General features: G+C 72.0%; 17 protein-coding genes and 2 pseudogenes. 10 read left to right on the top strand and 9 right to left on the bottom strand.

Annotation, left to right across the window (positions count from 1 at the left end; translation table 11 throughout):
- Positions 1-100: 100 nt before the first annotated feature.
- The 4 genes from A0130_17295 to A0130_17280 all read right to left on the bottom strand — a co-directional run bounded on the left by A0130_17295 (position 101) and on the right by A0130_17280 (position 4,190).
- A complete protein-coding gene (locus A0130_17295) occupies positions 101-1,480 on the bottom strand; it encodes an aldehyde dehydrogenase (protein ANF33180.1) in 1,380 nt (459 codons plus the stop codon).
- Between the two features lie 173 nt (positions 1,481-1,653).
- Positions 1,654-2,337 carry a tRNA (guanine(46)-N(7))-methyltransferase gene (locus A0130_17290; protein ANF33179.1) on the bottom strand — a complete coding sequence of 228 codons (684 nt, stop codon included), beginning with the start codon at positions 2,335-2,337 and terminating at the stop codon, positions 1,654-1,656.
- A 135-nt stretch (positions 2,338-2,472) separates the two neighbouring features.
- A complete protein-coding gene (locus A0130_17285) occupies positions 2,473-2,766 on the bottom strand; it encodes a hypothetical protein (GenBank protein ID ANF33178.1) in 294 nt (97 codons plus the stop codon).
- 68 nt (positions 2,767-2,834) lie between these two features.
- Positions 2,835-4,190, bottom strand: a complete 1,356-nt coding sequence (locus A0130_17280) for an MFS transporter (protein ANF33177.1) — start codon at positions 4,188-4,190, stop codon at positions 2,835-2,837.
- A 211-nt stretch (positions 4,191-4,401) separates the two neighbouring features.
- Here A0130_17280 and A0130_17275 point away from each other — a divergent pair, with 211 nt between their 5' ends.
- Positions 4,402-5,679 (top strand): nitrate reductase, encoded by a 1,278-nt coding sequence (locus A0130_17275; protein ID ANF33176.1) that lies wholly within the window; start codon positions 4,402-4,404, stop codon positions 5,677-5,679.
- 78 nt (positions 5,680-5,757) lie between these two features.
- Here the strand turns inward: A0130_17275 and A0130_17270 are convergent, their stop codons facing one another.
- From A0130_17270 to A0130_17260, 3 genes and pseudogenes are all read right to left on the bottom strand, one after another.
- The gene (locus A0130_17270) at positions 5,758-6,090 is read right to left on the bottom strand and encodes a peptidase (protein ANF33175.1); all 333 of its coding nucleotides are present in this window, start codon (positions 6,088-6,090) and stop codon (positions 5,758-5,760) included.
- A complete protein-coding gene (locus A0130_17265) occupies positions 6,087-7,301 on the bottom strand; it encodes a phosphate transporter (protein ID ANF33174.1) in 1,215 nt (404 codons plus the stop codon). Before A0130_17265 ends, A0130_17270 begins: the two co-directional genes overlap by 4 nt.
- Before the next feature lie 144 nt (positions 7,302-7,445).
- Positions 7,446-9,985, bottom strand: a pseudogene (locus A0130_17260) (DEAD/DEAH box helicase).
- Positions 9,986-10,136: 151 nt separating this feature from the next.
- Here A0130_17260 and A0130_17255 point away from each other — a divergent pair.
- The 9 genes and pseudogenes from A0130_17255 (at position 10,137) to A0130_17215 (ending at position 18,601) form a co-directional block, all read left to right on the top strand.
- Positions 10,137-11,663 (top strand): oxidoreductase, encoded by a 1,527-nt coding sequence (locus tag A0130_17255; GenBank protein ANF33173.1) that lies wholly within the window; start codon positions 10,137-10,139, stop codon positions 11,661-11,663.
- 40 nt (positions 11,664-11,703) lie between these two features.
- Positions 11,704-12,836, top strand: a pseudogene (locus tag A0130_17250) (molybdopterin biosynthesis protein MoeB).
- Positions 12,837-12,869: 33 nt separating this feature from the next.
- Positions 12,870-14,099, top strand: a complete 1,230-nt coding sequence (locus A0130_17245) for a molybdopterin molybdenumtransferase MoeA (protein ID ANF33172.1) — start codon at positions 12,870-12,872, stop codon at positions 14,097-14,099.
- Positions 14,096-15,100 (top strand): molybdenum cofactor biosynthesis protein, encoded by a 1,005-nt coding sequence (locus A0130_17240; GenBank protein ID ANF33171.1) that lies wholly within the window; start codon positions 14,096-14,098, stop codon positions 15,098-15,100. The genes A0130_17245 and A0130_17240 overlap by 4 nt, the downstream gene beginning before the upstream one ends.
- Entirely contained in the window at positions 15,097-15,510 is a 414-nt protein-coding gene (locus A0130_17235; protein ANF33170.1) for a molybdenum cofactor biosynthesis protein MoaE, read from the top strand. The genes A0130_17240 and A0130_17235 overlap by 4 nt, the downstream gene beginning before the upstream one ends.
- A gap of 55 nt (positions 15,511-15,565) precedes the next feature.
- Positions 15,566-15,970, top strand: a complete 405-nt coding sequence (locus A0130_17230; GenBank protein ANF33169.1) for a MerR family transcriptional regulator — start codon at positions 15,566-15,568, stop codon at positions 15,968-15,970.
- The gene (locus tag A0130_17225; protein ID ANF33168.1) at positions 15,967-16,761 is read left to right on the top strand and encodes a molybdate-binding protein; all 795 of its coding nucleotides are present in this window, start codon (positions 15,967-15,969) and stop codon (positions 16,759-16,761) included. Before A0130_17230 ends, A0130_17225 begins: the two co-directional genes overlap by 4 nt.
- Positions 16,758-17,585, top strand: a complete 828-nt coding sequence (locus A0130_17220; GenBank protein ANF33167.1) for a molybdenum ABC transporter permease — start codon at positions 16,758-16,760, stop codon at positions 17,583-17,585. Before A0130_17225 ends, A0130_17220 begins: the two co-directional genes overlap by 4 nt.
- Positions 17,582-18,601, top strand: a complete 1,020-nt coding sequence (locus A0130_17215; protein ANF33517.1) for a molybdenum ABC transporter ATP-binding protein — start codon at positions 17,582-17,584, stop codon at positions 18,599-18,601. The genes A0130_17220 and A0130_17215 overlap by 4 nt, the downstream gene beginning before the upstream one ends.
- A 72-nt stretch (positions 18,602-18,673) precedes the next feature.
- On the opposite strand, the gene A0130_17210 is transcribed toward A0130_17215, so the two are convergent.
- Together A0130_17210 and A0130_17205 are read right to left on the bottom strand one after the other, a co-directional pair.
- Positions 18,674-18,919, bottom strand: a complete 246-nt coding sequence (locus A0130_17210) for a molybdopterin synthase sulfur carrier subunit (protein ANF33166.1) — start codon at positions 18,917-18,919, stop codon at positions 18,674-18,676.
- Positions 18,912-19,997: a cyclic pyranopterin phosphate synthase MoaA gene (locus A0130_17205; GenBank protein ANF33165.1), complete on the bottom strand. Its 1,086-nt coding sequence runs from the start codon at positions 19,995-19,997 to the stop codon at positions 18,912-18,914. Before A0130_17205 ends, A0130_17210 begins: the two co-directional genes overlap by 8 nt.
- Between the last annotated feature and the right edge of the window lie 101 nt (positions 19,998-20,098).

Here is a 20,098-nt window from a genome sequence, read left to right as displayed (position 1 = left end):
GGAGTTCGTGGCCTCCGGCAGTGCCGAGCCTACCCCCGGGTCGGCGTCGTCCGATGGACTCACTGTCCGGCCTCCCGGGTGCGCATGTACACGATGTCGATCAGCCCAGCTTGCGCAGCAGACCGCGCGCGAAGCGGTCCTTGGACTCGGTGTACGGCGGGTACACCAGCTGCAGGGTGTCGGGGCTGAGCGGCTTGCTGAGCACCGCCTTCTCGTGGCTGAACGTCCGCAGCGAGCGCTCGCCGTGATAGGCCCCCGCGCCGCTCTCCCCCACCCCGCCGAAGGGCAGCCCGGCCACCGCGAGGTGCGCCGCGGGCACCCCGAAGCCGACCGCGCCGGAGCTCGTCTCGGTCAGGATGCGGCGGCGCGTCCGCGCGCTCGAGGTGAAGATGTAGAGGGCGAGCGGCTTGTCGCCGGACCGGATGAAGCGGATCGCGTCGTCCAGCCCGTCCACCGGCAGGATGGGCAGGATCGGGCCGAAGATCTCCTCCGCCATCGCGGGCGAGTCGGGCGCGACATCCGTCAGCACGGTCGGCCCGAGGTAGCGGGTGCGGGCGTCGTGGTCGCCGCCGACGGCCGCGGTGCCGGAGCCGAGCATCCCGGTCAGGCGCTCGAACTGGCGGTCGTTGACGATGCGGCCGTAGTCGGGGCTCTGCGCGGGGTCGTCGCCGTACAACTCGCGCACGGCCTCGCGCAGGGCGGTCGCCAGCCGTGGGGCGACGTCGCGGTCGGCGAGCACGTAGTCGGGGGCCACGCAGGTCTGGCCGGCGTTCATGAACTTGCCCCACGCGATCCGCCGGGCGGCCGCCGCGACATCGACCGTGCGGTCGACGTAGACCGGCGACTTGCCGCCGAGCTCCAGCGTGACCGGGGTGAGGTTCTTCGCGGCGGCGGCTGCGACGATGCGGCCGACGCGTCCGTTGCCGGTGTAGAAGATGTGGTCGAAGCGCTGGGCGAGGAGGTCGGTGGTCTCCTCGACGCCGCCCTCGACGACAGCTACGGCCCGGGAGTCCAGGTACTCGGGGATGAGCCGGGCCATGGCCGCGGAGGTCGCGGGCGCCAGCTCGCTCGGCTTCAGCACGACGGCGTTGCCCGCGGCCAGCGCGCCGATGAGCGGGGCGAGCAGCAGCTGGACGGGGTAGTTCCACGGCGCGATGACCAGGACCACGCCGACCGGCTCCAGGATCGTGTACGCGCGGGCGGGCAGCAGCGCGCCCGGCACCGAGACGCGGCGGGGACGCAGCCAGCGGCGCAGACGCTTCAGGCTGTGGTCGATCTCCCCGACGACGAACCCGAGCTCGGCGATCTGCGACTCGGTCGGGTTCTTGGCGAGATCGGTGCGCAGCGCATCCTCGAACTCGGCGGCGCGCTCGGTGAGCATGCGGCGCAGCGCCCGCAGCTGGGCGAGCCGCCAGGCGAGCGGCTTGGTGAGCCCTCCGTCGAAAGCGGACCGGAGCTCGTCGACCGTGGCGTGCGTCATGCGCCCATCCTAGGGATCGCCGCGGTGCGCAGGTCCGGAACGGAGGAGATCTGCGGACGTGTTCGTGCGAACCCCTCCGTTCGTCGCATCCTGCCGGCGCGTCGCGTCCGTTCTCCTCCCTCTCGCGCGTGGTTCGGGAGGGACGTGGTGACCGGGCAGGAGGGGCCGGGGCGTCAGCGGACGGGGCGGTACGCGAGGTCGAAGATGGCATGGCCGAGGCGCTCGCCTCGACGCTCGAACTTGGTCACCGGGCGATCGTCAGGACGCGGGATGTAGTGCTCGGCGCCGGCGAGGTTGACCAGGGCGGGCTCGGCGTCCAGCACCTCGATCATGTGCTCGGCGTAGGGCTCCCAGTCGGTCGCGAGCCGGAGCACGCCCTCCGGCGCGAGCGCGCGGGCCAGCACCGGTGCGAACTCCGGCTGGATGAGTCGACGCCGGTGGTGCCGGGCCTTCGGCCACGGGTCGGGGAAGAAGATCAGGATCTCGTCGATCGACCCGGCGGCCAGCCCCCGCTCGAAGACCTCGACGGCGTCGTGGCGCACGATCCGGATGTTGGTCAGTCCCCGGTCGCGCATCGCCCCGAGCACGCGGCCGATGCCCGCGCCGTGCACCTCGACGCCCACGAAGTCGCGGTCGGGGTGACGCTCGGCCAGAGTCAGCAGGTTCTCCCCGTTGCCGAAGCCGATCTCGACGACGCGCGGGGCCGTGCGGCCGAAGGCGGCGTCGAGGTCGAGGGGCGAGCCGTCGAACTCGAGGCCGAACGTCGGCCACAGCTCGTCGATGGCGCGGGACTGCGCCTCGGTCTTGCGTCCCCGGACGACGAAACTGCGCGGCCGGACGAGGGGGGATGGTTCCATCCCCCCATTGTCGCAGCCGCGCAGCGGAGGTGGTTTTACAGCCAGGCGCGCGGTGGAGCTCAGGGCAGCGCGGAGCGATGCCGCGACCCCAGCGCCGAGGGAGCCTGCGACCGAGGTAACGGAACGCCGAGGTACTTACATCCAGGCGAACGGCAGTGCCGCCAGCCCGATCCCGAGCCCGATGACGGCGAACAGGAGGCCGATCGCGACGCCCGCGAGCATCACCGCGTTGAGGACGATGCCCCAGATCGCGAAGGTGCGGCCGGCGGGCTCCCGGTTCAGCGCCATGACGCCGACGACGAGTCCGGCGATCGGTGCGATCAGGGTCCAGCCGAAGGCGATGGACGCGATGCCGAGCGCGAAACTGGTGATGCTGAGCGTGCGGTCGGGCACGGCGGCGAGGTTCGGGTTGCTGGTAGTGGTGGTCATGGATCCAGTCAAGCGCCGGGTGGAACCAGGAGCTATCCGGATAACCCCCGATTCCACCCTGATGCTGACTAGACCTGGCCGAGCAGGCCTTCGATCGGGCCGCGGGCGAAGTAGATCAGGAACCCGGCCGCGACCACCCACAGGAGCGGGCTGATCTCGCGCGCCTTGCCGGCGAGCGAGCGGATGAGGACCCAGCTGATGAAGCCGACGCCGATGCCGTTCGCGATCGAGTAGGTGAGCGGCATGACGATGATCGTCAGGAACACCGGCAGCACGACCGAGAACTCGCTCATGTCGATGTGGCGGATCTGCACGACCATGAGCGCACCGACGACGACCAGCGCCGCCGCCGCGACCTCGAGCGGGACGACCTGCGTCAACGGCGTGAAGAACATGGCGAGCAGGAACAGCACGCCGGTGATCACGCTGGCGAAGCCGGTCTTCGCGCCCTCGCCGATGCCCGACGCGGACTCCACGAACACGGTGTTGGACGACGACGACGTTCCGCCGCCGACGATCGCGCCGACGCCCTCCACGATGAGCGCCGACTGCAGGCGCGGGAAGGTGCCGTCGTCGTTTGCCAGGCCCGCGCTGCGCGCCAGGCCGGTCATCGAGCCCATGGCGTCGAAGAAGTTGGTGAAGACGAGCGTGAAGATCAGCATGATCGCGGCCAGGGCGCCGATGCGGCCGAAGGCGCCGAACAGGTCGACCTGGCCGACCAGGCTGAGGTCGGGCAGAGAGACGAGCGAGGTCGGGAGCTGCGGGACGGTGAGGTTCCACCCGGCCGGGTTCTTGCCCATGGACGGTCCGACGTGCCAGATCGCCTCGCCGATGATCGCGACGACGGTGGCCGCGACGATGCCGATGAGGAGCGCGCCCTTGACCTTGCGCGCCATGAGCACGCCCATGATGACCAGGGCGATGAGGAAGGTGATGGTCGGTAGGGTCGCGATCGAGCCCGCCTCGCCCAGCTGCACCGGCGGCGACGAGAGCGTCGTGGTGCGGACGAAGCCGGAGTCGACGAAGCCGATGAACGCGATGAAGAGGCCGATGCCGACCGTGATCGCCGTCTTGAGCGGCGCCGGGACGGCGTTGAAGATGAGCTTGCGCAGACCGGTCGCCGACAGCAGAACGATGATGATGCCGTTGATGACGACGAGGCCCATCGCCTCCTGCCAGGTCAGGACCTTGACCACGTTCACGGCGAGGAACGAGTTGATGCCGAGTCCCGCGGCGAACGCGAACGGCAGGCGCGCGATCAGGCCGAAGAGGAGGGTCATCACGCCGGCGCTGAGCGCGGTCACGGCGGCGACCTGGGTGGTCCCGAGGGTGTGGCCCACCACATCCTTCGTGCCGCCGAGGATGAGCGGGTTGAGGATGACGATGTACGCCATGGTCACGAACGTCAGGACGCCGCCGCGCACCTCGGTGCCCCAGGTGGTGCCGCGTGCGCTGATCTCGAAGAAGCGGTCGAGGCGCCCCTTGGCCGTCGTGGGCGCGCTGGTCGAAGCGGAAATGGTTGACTCCCGTTTAGGATTTTGTGAGCGGTGACCCGGCGAGCGTTCAGCTTCGTCGGGTAGTGCGCGAATGCGCAGACACCAGCCTATTCCGACTCGAACCCTGGTGAGGACACGCATGGCTCTGCCCTGGACACTGCACGGCGACGGCAAGAAGGTGGGAGCGCAGGAGATCGTCCTGCCCGGCGAGCGCCTGACCTGGCCCCGGACCATCGGGCTCGGCGCGCAGCACGTGGTCGCGATGTTCGGCGCGACGTTCCTGGTGCCGCTGCTTACCGGCTTCCCGCCCGCCACGACGCTGCTGTTCTCGGGCGTCGGCACGCTGCTCTTCCTCGTGATCACGGGCAACCGCCTGCCGAGCTACCTCGGCTCGTCGTTCGCCTTCATCGTCCCGATCGTGGCGGCGACGAAGGCGCACGGGATGCCGTCGGCGCTGTTCGGCATCCTGATCACGGGCATCCTGCTCGCGATCGTCGGCCTGATCGTCATCGGAACCGGCACCAAGTGGATCGACGGCCTCATGCCGCCGGTCGTCGCCGGCGCGATCGTCGCCCTGATCGGGTTCAACCTGGCTCCGGCCGCCGGCGCGAACTTCGCCAAGGCGCCGGTGACCGCTCTGGTGACGCTGGCCGCCGTCATCCTGTGCACCGTGCTGTTCCGCGGGATGCTCGGCCGGCTCAGCATCTTCCTCGGCGTCGCGGTCGGGTACGTCTTCGCCGTGATCGTCGGCCAGGTCGACTTCAGCGGCGTCGAGAAGGCGGCGTGGATCGGCCTGCCGCAGTTCACCCTCCCGGCGAACCCGTTCACCGCCCCGGCCGCGACGTGGGGCATCCTGCCTGCGTTCCTCCCCGTCGTGCTCGTGCTGATCGCCGAGAACGTGGGCCACATCCGCGGCGTCGCGCAGCTCACCGACCCGGCGGTGAACCGGCTGACCGGCCGCGCCCTCTTCGCCGACGGCGTCGCCACCACGGTCGCCGGCTTCTTCGGCGGCTCGGGTACCACGACGTACGGCGAGAACATCGGCGTCATGGCCGCGACCCGCGTCTACTCCACGGCGGCGTACTGGGTCGCGGGCATCGTTGCGATCCTGCTCGGCCTCTCCCCCAAGGTCGGCGCCGTCATCAACACGATCCCGGCCGGCGTGCTCGGCGGCGTGACGACCGCGCTGTACGGCCTCATCGGCATCATCGGCGTGAAGATCTGGCTGGACAACAAGGTCGACTTCTCGAAGCCGAAGAACCAGTTCACGGCCGCGACGGCGCTGATCATCGGCATCGGCGACTTCACGCTGAACCTCGGCCAGCTGACGTTCAACGGCATCGCGCTCGGCGCCATCGCCGCGATCGTCGTCTACCACGTGATGAACGCGATCGGCCGGGCGCGCGGGACGGACTGAGCGCGTCATCAATGGGACGCAACACGCCGTCTCCGCTCGACGGGAACGGCGTGTCGCGTCCCATCGACGGTGCGGCGCTCAGTGGTGGAAGTACGGGATGATCAGGTACAGCCCGTACAGCACCGCGAGCGCGCAGACGGTGAAGCACGCGTAGGCCCCGGTGAGGGCGAGGCGCTTCTGGCCGGCGGTCAGCGGGTTCTTGCGCTGGGCCTTCTCAGCCTTGCGCTGCAGCTTGGCGGCCTTCTCGGGCGTCAGAACCGTGATCGCGTCGGTGAACTCGACCGGCTCGACGAACAGCGCCCGGCCGGCGACCGCCAGCAGGCGCGTGCCGAGCGCGTAGGACGCGACGACCACGCAGGAGCCGATGAGCGCGGCCGCGAAGACGACGACGAATGCTGCCCAGTCGATCATGCGGACTCCTTTCGCCGACGATCCCGCTTCAGCGGCTTGACCTTCTCGATCCTGACCGCCTTGCCGGACTGCGCGACCTCGCTCTTGCCCTGCAGCGGGACGGGCTTCACCGCGTTCTCGCTGGTGACCCGGTTGCGGCGCGCGCGCCAGAAGATATACACGACGACGGCCGTGCCGACGATGGTGTCGATGGCGACGCCGACCGGCCCCAGGTTCGCGATCAGGCCCGCGACAGCGCCGACGATCGCGGCGGACGGCAGCGTCAGCAGCCAGCCGATTCCGATGCGTCCGGCCGTCCCCCAGCGCACCGACGAGCCGCGGCGGCCGAGTCCGGAGCCGATGACCGACCCCGAGGCGACCTGCGTGGTCGAGAGGGCGAAGCCCAGATGGCTGGAGGCCAGGATGGTCGCCGCGGTGCTCGTCTCGGCCGCGAAGCCCTGCGCGGGCTTGATCTCGGTGAGACCGCGGCCGAGGGTGCGGATGATGCGCCAGCCGCCCGAGTACGTGCCGAGCGCGATCGCGAGGGCGCAGGCGATGACGACCCAGATCTCCGGGCCCGAGCCGAGCGGCTGCAGCCCAGCGGAAATGAGGGTGAGCGTGATGACGCCCATCGTCTTCTGCGCGTCATTGGTGCCGTGCGAGAGGGCGACGAGCGAGGACGAGAAGATCTGGCCGTAGCGGAAGCCGCCGCGTCCATCCGGCCGTCCGTCGTAGCGCCGCGTGATCCAGTACGCGAGCTTCGTGGCGCTCCACGCCACCACTCCCGCGGTGAACGGGGCGATCAGCGCGGGCAGCACCACCTTGTCCAGCACGACGAGGAAGTCGACGGATTGGATGCCCGCGCCGACGATGGCCGCGCCGATCAGGCCGCCGAAGAGCGCGTGACTGGACGACGACGGCAGCCCGAAGAGCCACGTCACCATGTTCCAGACGATGGCGCCGACCAGTCCGGCGAAGATGAGCACCGGCGTGATCTGGACCCCGCCGTCGCCTTCCTTGATGATGCCGCCGGAGATCGTCTTGGCGACCTCCGTCGACAGGAAGGCGCCGATCAGGTTGAGCACGGCGGCCAGGGCGACGGCGACCTTCGGACGCATCGCTCCGGTCGCGATGGGGGTCGCCATCGCGTTCGCCGTGTCGTGGAAGCCGTTCGTGAAGTCGAAGAAGAGCGCCAGCAGGATGACCAGCACGACGATGAGGGTGAGGTCCACCGTTCTCTTTCTCGCGTTGACGCTGTCGCGTGTCGGATGCGTCCCCTCCCGATCTGAGTCTTCATCAAGAGTTCACGCAAGGGACCTGGCGCTGTTGGGACGCCGTGACGATACTCACACGACGTCCGCGCCGGGTCAAACTCGTCAGAGCCGTCCGACCGAGGTGACCCGGATCACGGCAACGCCTTCGCGCGCCGAGTCCTCGAGCAGCACGTCCGCCGCGATCCCCCAGTCGTGGTCGCCCTCGGGGTCGGCGATGATCTGACGCACCCGCCAGACGCCCTCGGCGCCGTCGGGCTTCTCGTCCACCAGGATCATCGACGCCGACCGCGCGGACGCGTCAGTGAGAATCTCGTCGTGCTCGGCGTAGTAGCCCTCCAGCGCCGCATCCCACTGCGCCTCGGTGAAGGGCGCGGCACCGTCGGCGAGCACCGCGGCCTGCGCCTCCAGCACGCCGAGGTCGTGCACGCGGTCGAGCGCGGCCAGCTGGACGCGGCGGAACAGCTCGTTGCGCACCAGCACGAAGAAGGCGCGCCGGTTGGTGGTGACGTTGCGCGGTGCGGGCGGCGCCAGCTCGGACGACTCGGCGGCGTGCTTGGCGGCATCCGGGTGGACCAGCTCCTCCCACTCGTCCAGCAGGCTCGAGTCGACCTGTCGGACGAGCTCGCCGAGCCACTCGACGATGTCGCGGAGGTCCTCGGTGCGGAGGTCGAGCGGCACGGTCTGGTTGAGCGCGCGGTAGGCGTCGGAGAGATAGCGCAGCACGACGCCCTCCGACCGGGCGAGCTTGTAGAACGCGATGAACTCGCCGAAGGTCATCGCCCGCTCGTACAGGTCGCGCACCACCGACTTGGGGCTCAGCTCGAAGTCGACGACCCACGGCTGGCTCGACGCGTATGTGGCGAACGCCTCGTGCAGCAGGATGTCGTGCGGCTTCGGGTGCGTGACCTCCTCCAGCGCCTCCATCCGCTCCTCGTACTCGATGCCCTCGGCCTTCATCGCCGCGACGGCCTCGCCGCGCGCCTGGAACTGCTGGGCGGACAGCACGGGCCGCGGGTCGTCGAGCGTCGCCTCCACGACCGAGACGATGTCGAGCGCGTACACCGGGGACTCGAGGTCGAACAGCTCGAAAGCGGCGAGCGCGAACGGCGACAGCGGCTGGTTGAGGGCGAAGTTGGGCTGGAGGTCGACGGTCAGCCGGATCTCGACGCCGTCGTGGCTGCGGACCGCCTCGACAACGCCCGCGGTGAGGAGCGACCGGTACAGCTCGATGGCGCGCCGGGCGAGGGCGAGCTGCCTCTTCCACGGCTCGTGGTTGTCGAAGACGAGGTCGCGGACGTGCCCGTAGACGTCGCCGCCGCGGCCGATCACGTTGATCAGCATCGCGCTGGTGATCTGCATCGACGACGTCAGCGTCTCGGGCTCCGACTCGATGAGCTTGCGGAACGACGGCTCGCCCCACGAGACGAAGCCCTCCGGCGCCTTCTTGCGCACGATCTTGCGGCGCTTCTTCGGGTCGTCGCCCGCCTTCTCGAGCGCCTTGAGGTTCTCGGACTCGTGCTCGGGCGCCTGCGCGACGACGGTTCCGGCGGTGTCGTAGCCGGCGCGGCCGGCGCGCCCGGCGATCTGGTGGAACTCGCGGGCGTTGAGCTGCCGCATCCGGGTGCCGTCGAACTTCGTCAGCGCGGTGAGCAGGACGGTGCGGATGGGCACGTTGATGCCGACGCCGAGCGTGTCCGTCCCGCAGATGACACGCAGCATGCCCCGCTGGGCCAGCTGCTCCACCAGGCGGCGGTACTTCGGCAGCATCCCGCGTGGTGGACGCCGATGCCCTGTCGCAGCAGCCGCGAGAGCGTCTTGCCGAAGCTCGTCGTGAAGCGGAAGTCGCCGATCAGCGCGGCGATCGCGTCCCGCTGCTCGCGGCTGGCGATCTTGGCGCTGGAGAGCGACTGCGCGCGCTCCAGCGCGGCGAGCTGCGAGAAGTGCACGACGTAGATCGGGGCCTGGCCGGTGTGGAGCAGCTCCTCGATGGTCTCGTGGACGGGTGTGACCTCGTAGTAGTAGTGCAGCGGCACGGGCCGCTCGACGCCGGTGACGGTCGCCGTCGGCCGGCCGGTGCGGCGCTCCAGGTCGGCGGCGAGCGCCGCCACGTCGCCGAGGGTCGCTGACATGAGCACGAACTGCGTGTTCGGGAGGGTGAGCAGCGGCACCTGCCACGCCCAGCCGCGGTCGGGGTCGGAGTAGAAGTGGAATTCGTCCATCACGACCTGGCCGACCGGCGTCTCGTCGCCGTGCCGCAGGGCGAGGTTGGCGAGGATCTCGGCGGTCGCGCAGACGATGGGGGCGTCGGCGTTGACGGCCGAGTCGCCGGTCGTCATGCCGACGTTCTCGGCGCCGAAGATGTCGACCAGCGCGAAGAACTTCTCGGACACGAGCGCCTTGATCGGCGCCGTGTAGTACGTCCGCTCCCCGCGGGCGAGCGCGGCGAAGTGGGCGCCGACGGCGACGAGCGATTTGCCGGTGCCGGTCGGGGTGCTCAGGATGAGGTTCGCGCCGCCGACGACCTCGATGGCCGACTCGTCCTGCGCCGGGTACAGCCGGATGCCGCCCCGCTCGACCCATGCGACGAACGTGTCGTAGACGGCGTCCTCGGAGACCGAGCCGGGCCCGGTCCAGCCGGGGATGTCCTCGACGCGCAAACGGCGTGGGGCGGAGGGTTCGGAGTCCGACATGATGCCTCCACCCTTTCACAGCCGACGGCGCGCGGGCTCAGCCGAGTATTACGAAGCTGTAATCAGGGGGCCGGTACACAGACGTCGGCCCTAAATTGGCGGTATGGCGGAGTTCTGGCGGCCGGCGGGCGCGGGCGTGGCGAGCGTCGTGGCGGGGGTCGGCGCCGCGGAGCTGTTGAGCGCGTTCCTGGTGCAGAACGGCAGCCCGATCCTCACTGTTGGCGCACTGCTCATCGACCTCGCGCCGCCGTGGCTGAAAGACGCCGTCATCGGACTGTTCGGCACCGGCGACAAGGCGTTCCTGATCGTGTCGCTCGCCGTGGTCGTGCTGGCCGGCGCCGCCGTGGCCGGCTGGCTGGAGCGGATACGGCCGCCGCTCGGCCGCATCCTGATCGGCGTGGGTGGTGCGGTGGGCGTGCTCGCGGCAGTCACCCGGGCGGGCAACGGGATCGTGGATGCGCTGCCCTCCGTCCTCGCGGCGGCCCTGGCCATCCTGCTTCTGGGCTGGCTCATGCGGATGCTGCGCGACACCGAGCCGACCCGGGCGACCCCGCGGGGGCGGGTCAGCCGGCGGCGTTTCGTCGGCACGACGGCGGCGACGGCGGCGGCCGGTGCGCTCGCGCTGGTGATCGGCCAGACGGTCGCCGGCGGCTTCCGCGCGGCATCGGCGGCGCGGGCGGCGATCAAGCTGCCGCGTCCGGCGAAGACGGCATCGCCGATCCCGGCCGGAGCCTCGTTCGACATCCCTGGCCTGTCGCCGATCATCACGCCCAACACCGACTTCTACCGCATCGACACCGCCCTGCAGATCCCCGGCATCGACGCGAACGCGTGGAAGCTGCGGATCTTCGGGATGGTGGAGCACGAGGTCGAGCTGACGTTCGCCGAGCTGCTCGCGCTCCCGCTGGAGGAGTCCACCACCACCCTCACCTGCGTCTCGAACGAGGTCGGAGGCGACCTCATCGGCAACGCGACCTGGCTGGGCTACCCGATCCGGCACCTGCTGGCCAGGGCGAAGCCGTCCTCGAACGCCGACATGGTGCTGTCGACGAGTCAGGACGGCTGGACCGCGTCCACACCGCTCGAGACGCTCACCGACGATCGCAACGCGATCCTGGCCGTGGGGATGAACGGCACCCCGCTGCCGCTGGAGCACGGCTACCCGGTGCGGATGGTCGTGCCCGGGCTGTACGGCTACGTGTCGGCGACCAAGTGGGTGGTGTCGCTGGAGGTGACCCGGTTCGACGAGCACACGGCGTACTGGACCGACCGCGGCTGGTCCGAGCGCGGGCCGGTGAAGCTGTCGTCGCGCATCGACGTGCCGGCCGCCGGGCGGCAGGTGAACGCCGGGACGGTCGCGGTGGCCGGGGTGGCGTGGTCGCAGCACGTCGGCGTGAGCGCCGTGCAGGTGAAGGTGGACGACGGGCCGTGGAAGGAGGCGACCCTCGCGGACGCGATCTCGGCCGACACCTGGCGGCAATGGCGCTTCGCGTGGGAGGCGACGCCGGGCGCGCACACCCTCCGCGTGCGGGCGACCGACGCCAAGGGCCTCGTGCAGACCGCTACGCAGCGGGATGTGGTGCCCGACGGCGCGACCGGCCTGCACGAAGTCCAGGTCACGGTCGTCTGAGCCCGGTGCGGCCGCGCCGCGGGTGTGATTGGCTGAGGACATGGCCCTCCCGCCGCTCGTCGCCCCCGGCCCCGAGCTCTCCCCGAGCGCACCGCCCGCTACGCCCGCACCACGCAGCTGCCCGGCTTCGGCCCGGTCGCGCAGCGCCGCCTCGCCGCCGCACGCGTGCTCGTCGTGGGCGCGGGCGGGCTCGGCTCGGCCGTGCTCCCGCTGCTCGCCTCCGCCGGCGTCGGGACGATCGGCGTCGTCGACGACGACCGGGTCGAGCCGAGCAATCTGCCGCGGCAGAGCATCCACACGCCCGCGGATGTCGGGCGCGCGAAGGTGGAGTCGGCTGCCGACGCCGTCCGGGCGCTCGACGACGGGATCGAGCTGCGGCTGTTTCCTGAGCGGCTGACCTCGGAGAACGCCGAGCGCATCCTCTCCGGGTTCGACCTCGTGCTCGACGGCAGCGACAACTTCCCCACCCGGTACCTGGTGGACGACGCGGCGACCCTCGCGGGCGTCCCCGTGGTGTGGGGCGCGGTGCACCAGACCGGCGGCCAGGCCGGGCTCAGCTGGGCGCAGCGGGGGCCGACCTATCGCGACCTGTTCCCGCTGCCGCCGGCGCCGGGCAGCGTCGCGAGCTGTGCCGAGGCGGGGGCGCTGCCGTCGGTGTGCGGCGTGATCGGCGGCCTGATGGTCGGCGAGGCGCTGAAGCTCATCACGGGCACCGGGGATCCGCTGCTCGGCCGGGTGGTCATCCATGACGCACTGCGCGGAGCGTTCCGCGAGCTGTCGTACGAGCGCGACCCGCAGGCCGCCCCGGTGACGGAGCTGATCGACTACGACCTGTTCTGCGGCGTCACCGACACGATGTCGCCCGCCGAGCTCCACGCCCGCCTGATCGCCGGGGAGGCGCACACGCTCCTCGACGTGCGCGAGACGTGGGAGGCCGACATCGTCGAGCTGCCCGGCTCGCTCCTGGTGCCGCTGGGCGTCGTGCAGCGCGATCCCACCGGGGTGGCCGCACGCCTGCCGCAGGACGACCCGGTGGTGATCGTGTGCCACCACGGCATCCGCGCCGAGACCGCGCGGCAGCTGCTCGCGGATGCGGGGATGCGCGGCGTCGTGCTCGCGGGCGGCCTCGACGCGTGGGCGCGCGACGTCGACCCAGATATGGTCCGGTACTGAGCGCGACGGCAGCGACCGCGGGATACTGAACCCATGACACGCGACCCCGCCGACGAGCGCCGGACCGTCGAAGAGCATGCCGCCGTCGTCGCGCGGATGCTCGAGCCGCTCACCGACGAGCCCATGACCGAGTCCGTTCCGCTCGACCGCGCGCTCGGCCGCGTGACCGCGGCGGAGGTGCGGTCGGAGGTCGACCTTCCGCTGTTCCGCAACTCGCAGATGGACGGCTACGCGGTGCGGGCCGCCGATGTGCGGACCGCGCCGGTCGCGCTCGAGGTGAGCGGCGACATCCCGGCCGGCCATGCGAGCCCGGTGTCGCTCATCCCCGGAACGGCGCTGCGGATCATGACCGGCGCGCCCGTGCCGACCGGCGCGGACGCGATCGTGCCGGTCGAGGACACCGAGCTGGTGCTCGGCCGCGACGACGACCTCGCGGGCGCGATCGTCGAGATCCGGCGCTCGCGGAAGCGCGGCGAGTACGTGCGCGAGCGCGGCAGCGACCTCCGTCGCGGCGAGGTGCTGGTACCGGCGGCCACCCGGCTCGCCCCGCGCCACCTCGCGGCGCTGGCCGCGGCGGGCGTCGAGACCGTGGCCGTACGGGCCCGGCTGCGGGTCGGCATCCTGACCAGCGGCACGGAGCTCGTCACCGGGTCCGTCCCAGCCTTCGGCCAGGTCTACGACGCGAACGGCATCGCGCTCGCCGCCCTCGTCGAGGAGGCCGGCGCCACCGTGTCCGTGCGCGCGAGCAGCAACGACGACCCCGCGGCGTTCGAGCGCATCCTGAACGACGCGCTGCACCGCAGCGACCTCGTGATCACCTCGGGCGGCATCTCGCGCGGCGCGTACGAGGTGGTGCGGGAGGTGCTGCACCCCCATGGCGCCGACATCACCACGGTCGCGATGCAGCCGGGCGGACCGCAGGCGACCGCCGTGATCGGCGGGGTGCCGGTGTTCGCGTTCCCCGGCAACCCGGTGAGCACGCAGGTCTCGTTCGCGGTGTTCCTGCGCGGGCCGCTGCGCGCCGCCGCCGGACTGCCCGCCCTCCCGCCGGTCGAGGCTGCCCTCACCCACCGCGTCGTCTCCGTGCCGGGGCGACGCCAGTTCCTGCGCGGACGCCTCGACGGCACCGGCGGGGTGGCTCCGGTCTCCGGGCCGTCGTCGCACCTCGTCGCCGGGATGGCGCAGGCCGGCGTGCTCATCGACATCCCCGCCGACGCGGACGCCCTGGACGAGGGCGCCGCCGTGACAGTCTGGACGCTATGACCCAGCTCACCCACCTCGACTCCGACGGCCGCGCGCGCATGGTCGACGTCGGAGGCAAGCCCGAAACCGACCGCGAGGCCGTCGCGCGGGGACGCTTCGTGACGACCCCGGAGGTCGTGCGCCTCGTCGCGGCCGACGACCTGCCGAAGGCCGACGTGCTGGCGACCGCGCGCATCGCGGGAATCGGCGGCGCGAAGCGCACGAGCGAGCTCATCCCGCTCTGCCACCCGCTGCCGCTGAACAGCGTCCGGGTCGACTTCGAGCTGGACGCGGAGGCCGGGGCGATCGAGATCGAGGTCGTCGCGCGCACGCACGGTCGCACGGGGGTGGAGATGGAGGCCCTGACCGCCGTCGCGGTCGCCGGCCTCACCCTCCACGACATGGTCAAGGCGGTGGACCCGGCGGCGAGCCTCACGGACGTGCGGCTGGTGGCGAAGAGCGGCGGCAAGCGGGGGGACTGGCGACGGGACGAGGAGCCGGCTCCCGAGGCACCTGCGGCACGCGAGCCTGCGGCGCCCGCGGCGGGCTCGACGCCGTCCGGCGCGATCGTGCTCGTCGCCTCCACGCGCGCCGCGTCCGGCGTGTACGAGGACACCACCGGTCCGGTCATCGCCGAGTGGCTGGCCGAGCGACGCCTGCCCGCGGACGTCCGCGTGGTTCCCGACGCCGAGGTGGACGCGGCCCTGCGCGAGGCGGTCGCCGCGCGTCCCCTCGTCCTCATCACGACCGGCGGCACCGGCGTCTCCCCCACCGACCGCACTCCGGAGGCGACCGCCGCCGTGCTCGACCGCGAGCTGCCCGGCGTCGCCGAGGCGCTGCGGGCGCGCGGCGCCGCCGCCACCCCGCTCGCCGTGCTGAGCCGCGGGCTCGTCGGCGTCGCCGGCCCCACCCTCGTCGTCAACCTGCCGGGCTCGCGCGGCGGCGTGAGCGACGGCCTCGAGGTGCTGGACGGCCTGCTCCCCCACCTGCTCGACCAGCTCCGCGGAGGGGATCACCGATGAGCGACATCCTCGCCACCGTCACACCGGACCCGCTGGAGCCGTCGACCGTCGACGAGTTCGTCTGGCGCGCCGAGGCGGGCGCCGTCGTCTCCTTCCAGGGCATCGTGCGCGACCACGACGGCGGCCGCAGTGTGGTCTCGCTCGACTACCGCGCGCATCCCGAGGCCGAGGACTTCCTGCGGCAGTGCTGCGAGGAGGTCGCCCGGACCACCGGGCTGCGGGTGGCCGCCCAGCACCGCGTCGGGTCGCTGACCATCGGCGACCTCGCACTGATCGCCGCGGTCGCGGCTCCGCACCGCGCGGAGGCGTTCGCCGCGTGCTCCGAACTCGTGGAGATCATCAAGGCGCGCGTCCCGATCTGGAAGCGGCAGCACTTCACCGACGGCGCCTCGGAGTGGGTCGGTCTCTGAACCTGCGGGCCTGGCGCCCTCGACCTGCCGCACCTGCGGCTCTACGATGGGTTTCATGCCGCAGATACGGATCAAGGACGCCGCGCTCTACCTCGGAGTGAGCGACGACACCGTGCGCCGCTGGATCGACTCCGGGGTCCTGAGCAGCCAGCACGACGGGTCGGGACGGACGGTGGTCGACGGCCTGGAGCTCGCACAGCTGGCCAAGCAGAACGCCGTGCTGCCGGCCGACCCGTCCGGCGTCGCCGGGTCCGCCCGCAACCGGTTCGTCGGACTGGTGACCGACATCGTCGCCGACCGCGTCATGGCGCAGGTCGAGCTGCAGTGCGGCCCACATCGCTTCGTGTCGCTGATCAGCAGCGAGGCCGTGCGCGAGCTGGGACTCGAGCTCGGCTCGGTCGCGGTCGCGGTGATCAAGGCGACCAACGTCATGGTCGAGGCGCCGGCGGTGGCGCGATGAGCCGCCGGGTGCGAGTCGCCGCCGCGCTCCTTCTCGCGGGTGCGGCTCTCACCGGGTGCAGCTCGGCCGGCGCAGCCCCGAGCGCGAGCCCCAGCGCCTCCGCAACCGATTCCGTGAGCGGCACCGTGACCGTCTTCGCCGCCGCCTCGCTGACGAAGACGTTCACCGAGCTCGGGAAGGAGTTCGAGGCCGCGCATCCCGGGGCGAAGGTCGCGTTCTCGTTCGCCGGCTCCTCCGACCTCGTCTCGCAGCTGACCGCGGGCGCCCCGGCCGACGTGTTCGCGTCCGCCGACGAGGCGAACATGACCAAGGCCGTCGACGCGAAGGTCATCGACGGCGACCCGGTCGACTTCGCGACGAACGTGCTCGCGATCGCCGTGCCTCCCGGCAACCCTGCGCACGTGAACAGCTTCGCCGACCTCGCCTCGCCCGGCGTGAAGACGGTCGTCTGCGCTCCCCAGGTGCCGTGCGGCGCCGCGACCGCGAAGGTCGAGAAGTCGGCGGGCGTGACGCTGACGCCGGTCAGCCAGGAGTCCTCCGTCACGGATGTGCTCGGCAAGGTCAGCTCGGGCGAGGCGGACGCGGGCATCGTGTACCGGACGGATGTGAAGGGCGCAGGTTCCTCGGTCGAGTCTGTCCCGTTCCCGGAGGCGGCGAAGACGGTCAACGTCTATCCCATCGCGAAGGTGGCGAAGGCGCCGAACGCGGACGGCGCCGCAGCGTTCGTCGCCTTCGTCACCGGTCCCGACGGACGGAAGGCGCTGACCGCCGCCGGGTTCGGCGCGCCGTGATCGCGGGCGCGCGCCTGGGCGTCCCGCGCTGGATCGTCGTCGTCGCGGCCGTCGGCGCGCTTTTCGTGCTGCTCCCGCTCGTCGCGATGGCGCTCCGCGTCGACTGGGCGCACTTCCTCCCGCTGATCACCTCGCCGTCGTCGGTGGATGCGCTGCTGCTCAGCCTGCGCACCTCCCTGCTCGCGACGGCCGGATGCCTGGTGCTCGGCATCCCGATGGCGATCGTGCTGGCGCGCGTCCCGTTCGCCGGGCAGCGGGTGGTGCGGGCGATCGTGCTGCTGCCGCTCGTGCTGCCGCCGGTGGTGGGCGGCCTCGCGCTGCTCGCACTGTACGGTCGGCGCGGGCTGCTCGGCGGCGCGCTCGACGTGGCGTTCTCGACGCCCGCGGTCGTGATCGCGCAGACGTTCGTGGCGCTGCCGTTCCTGGTGCTGAGTCTGGAGGGTGCGCTGCGGTCGGCCGGCGAGCGGTACGAGGCCGTCGCGGCGACGCTCGGAGCGCGTCCGTCTGCCGTGCTATTCCGGGTCACGCTGCCGCTGGTGCTGCCGGCAGTGGTATCGGGCGCCATCCTGTCGTTCGCGCGGGCGCTGGGCGAGTTCGGCGCGACGCTGACCTTCGCCGGGAGCCTCCAGGGCGTCACGCGCACCCTGCCGCTGGAGATCTACCTCCAGCGTGAGACCGACCCGGACGCGGCGGTGGCGCTCTCGCTTGTGCTCGTCGTCGTCGCGATCGCGGTCGTCGCGGTCGCGCACGGCGCGGGCGAGCGGGTGCAGCCATGGCGGGCGCGGCGGCGGTCTGCGCCGTCCACCGCTCGGACGGCCGCATGAGTCTGCGGCTCGCCGCCACCCACGCGGCGCGGGACGTCTCCGTCGACCTCGCGGTGGCGCGCGGCGAGACGCTCGCCCTGCTCGGCCCGAACGGCGCCGGCAAGTCCACCGTGCTCGGGATGCTCGCCGGCCTCATCCGCCCCGACAGCGGACGCGCGACGCTCGGCGACGAGGTGCTGTTCGACCTCCCGGGCGCGTGGCTGCCTCCGCATCGCCGCGGGGTGGCGCTGCTCGCGCAGGACGCGCTGCTGTTCCCGCACCTGACCGTCCGGGCCAACGTCGCATTCGGGCCGCGGGCGACCGGGGCCTCGCGCGCCGAGGCGGCATCCCGAGCCGACGAGTGGCTGCGCCGCACCGGCACCCGCGCGTTCGCCGACCGGCGCCCGTACGAGCTCTCGGGCGGCCAGGCGCAGCGGGTGGCGGTCGCCCGGGCGCTGGCCGCCGAGCCGAGCCTGCTGCTCCTGGACGAACCGCTCTCGGCTCTTGACGTGTCCGTCGCGGCCGAGGTGCGCGGGACGCTCGCCGACGTCCTCAGCGGCCGCACGACGGTGCTGGTCACGCACGACGCCCTGGATGCGTACCTCCTCGCCGATCGCGTCGTCGTCATGCACGACGGCCGGGTCGTGGAGGAGGGACCGACGCGTCAGGTGCTCGAGCAGCCGCGGCACCCGTTCACCGCGGAGCTGTCGGGGCTGACGCTGCTGCGCGGCGTGCGGACCGCCGAGGGGCTGCAGACCGCCGACGGCACGCGGTTGACCGCGGATGGAGCGGGCACGCCAGGCGCAGAAGTCTTCGCGGCCATCCGCCCGTCGGCCGTGCGCCTCCTGCCGCCGACCGCCGCCGCCGTGGTCGGCACCGTCACCGCCCTCGAACCGCAGGCCGACCTCGTCCGCGTCCGCACCGACCGCCTCGACGCCCTCGTCCCGCCCGCGGTCGTGGCCGACCTCCGCCTCCGCCTCGGAGCCCCCATCGGCCTCCACGTCCCGCCCGACGCCGTCTCCCTCTACCCCGCTTAGCCCCGAGCACAGGAAAAACGTCCCCGAGAGAGCCGAGGACGAACGTCTTTCCTGTGCTCGACGGCTGCGGAGTCAGCCGCCGGCGAACGGAGGGAGGACGTCGACGGTGGCGGTCAGCTCGCGCGACGGGTCGCGGGAGACGACGCCGCCGACGAGGAAGGAGCCGGAGCGGACGACGCGCTCCATCGGCTCGCCGTAGCGGGCGACGAGCTCCGCCTGCAGGCCGCCGACCGTCGCGTCCGCGACCTCGACGCGCTCCTCGGGGCGCCCGGCCGCATCCTCCGCCGCCGCGAAGTAGCGCACCAGAACCTCAGCCACCGATCGCCCCCATGCTCCGCACCGGCGGCGCGAACCCGGCCGCGTCCATCCCGTGCCCGGACTGCTTGCCCCACATCGCCGCGCGCCACCACTGCGCGATCTCGGCGTCGTCCGCGCCGCCGCGCAGCAGCCCGCGCAGGTCGGTCTCGTCGTCGCCGAACAGGCAGGAGCGGACCGTGCCCTCCGCGGTGATCCGCGTCCGGTCGCAGGCCGCGCAGAACGACCGTGTCACCGAGGCGATGATGCCGACCGTCGCGGGCGCGCCGTTCAGCGTCCAGCCCTCGACGGTCCACTCCTCCGCCGGCGCGTGGGGATCGTCGCGTCCCGCTTCGGTCAGCTCGAACCGCTCGCCCAGGACGGCGAGCAGCTCGGCCGCGGGCACCATGTTCTCGCGCAGCCAGGAGCGGTCGGCGTCCAGCGGCATCTGCTCGATGAACCGCAGCCGGCAGCCGTTCTCCAGCGCCCACTGCAGCAGGTCGGGCGCGTCGGCGAGGGTGTCCCGCATCATCACCGCGTTCAGCTTGAGCGGCGTCATGCCGGCCTCGTGCGCCGCGCGGATGCCCGCGAACACGGCCGGCAGCCGGTCGCGGCGCGTGAGGCGGGCGAAGTGCTCGCGGTCCACCGTGTCCAGCGACACGTTGACGCGCGTGAGCCCCGCCTCCACCAGGGCGTGGATACGGTGGTCCAGCCCGATGCCGTTCGTCGTGATCGAGAGGTCGATGCCGGGCGCGGCGGCCGCGGACAGGCCGATGATCTCGGCGAGGTCGGCGCGCATCAGCGGTTCACCGCCCGTGAACCGCACCTCGCGTACGCCGAGGTCGCGCACCCCGATGCCGACCAGCCGGGCGATCTCCGCCGCCGAGAGCAGATCGTCCCGCGGGATCGCGGGGAGTCCCTCCGCGGGCATGCAGTACGTGCAGCGCAGCGAGCACTTCTCGGTGACCGACACGCGCAGGTCGCGCGCCACGCGTCCGAACCGGTCGATCAGCCGCCCGTCATCGGGTCGGTCGGAGGTGTCGGGCCGGGACGCCGGCGGCAGGGTCGCCCGAAACGGGAGTCCCAGATTCACGGCGGTCATGCCTTCACCATAGACCGGCCGGAGCACAGGTCGATAAGCTTCGGCACATGGGTATCATCTCGTCCGGCTTCCTCGGCCGTCGGAGGACCGACGACCCCCGC

This window comes from Leifsonia xyli, assembly GCA_001647635.1.
Classification (GTDB): domain Bacteria; phylum Actinomycetota; class Actinomycetes; order Actinomycetales; family Microbacteriaceae; genus Leifsonia; species Leifsonia xyli_A.
The sequence above is the reverse complement of the archived record's forward strand: the minus strand, read 5'-3'. Positions and strand labels throughout refer to the sequence as shown.

Excerpts from the sequence above, each read along its gene's own strand:
- A0130_17295 (ANF33180.1), bottom strand. The coding sequence starts at position 1,480 with ATGACGCACGCCACGGTCGACGAGCTCCGGTCCGCTTTCGACGGAGGG.
- A0130_17290 (ANF33179.1), bottom strand. The coding sequence starts at position 2,337 with ATGGAACCATCCCCCCTCGTCCGGCCGCGCAGTTTCGTCGTCCGGGGA.
- A0130_17285 (ANF33178.1), bottom strand. The coding sequence starts at position 2,766 with ATGACCACCACTACCAGCAACCCGAACCTCGCCGCCGTGCCCGACCGC.
- A0130_17275 (ANF33176.1), top strand. The coding sequence starts at position 4,402 with ATGGCTCTGCCCTGGACACTGCACGGCGACGGCAAGAAGGTGGGAGCG.
- A0130_17270 (ANF33175.1), bottom strand. The coding sequence starts at position 6,090 with ATGATCGACTGGGCAGCATTCGTCGTCGTCTTCGCGGCCGCGCTCATC.
- A0130_17255 (ANF33173.1), top strand. The coding sequence starts at position 10,137 with ATGGCGGAGTTCTGGCGGCCGGCGGGCGCGGGCGTGGCGAGCGTCGTG.
- A0130_17245 (ANF33172.1), top strand. The coding sequence starts at position 12,870 with ATGACACGCGACCCCGCCGACGAGCGCCGGACCGTCGAAGAGCATGCC.
- A0130_17240 (ANF33171.1), top strand. The coding sequence starts at position 14,096 with ATGACCCAGCTCACCCACCTCGACTCCGACGGCCGCGCGCGCATGGTC.
- A0130_17235 (ANF33170.1), top strand. The coding sequence starts at position 15,097 with ATGAGCGACATCCTCGCCACCGTCACACCGGACCCGCTGGAGCCGTCG.
- A0130_17230 (ANF33169.1), top strand. The coding sequence starts at position 15,566 with ATGCCGCAGATACGGATCAAGGACGCCGCGCTCTACCTCGGAGTGAGC.
- A0130_17225 (ANF33168.1), top strand. The coding sequence starts at position 15,967 with ATGAGCCGCCGGGTGCGAGTCGCCGCCGCGCTCCTTCTCGCGGGTGCG.
- A0130_17215 (ANF33517.1), top strand. The coding sequence starts at position 17,582 with ATGAGTCTGCGGCTCGCCGCCACCCACGCGGCGCGGGACGTCTCCGTC.
- A0130_17205 (ANF33165.1), bottom strand. The coding sequence starts at position 19,997 with ATGACCGCCGTGAATCTGGGACTCCCGTTTCGGGCGACCCTGCCGCCG.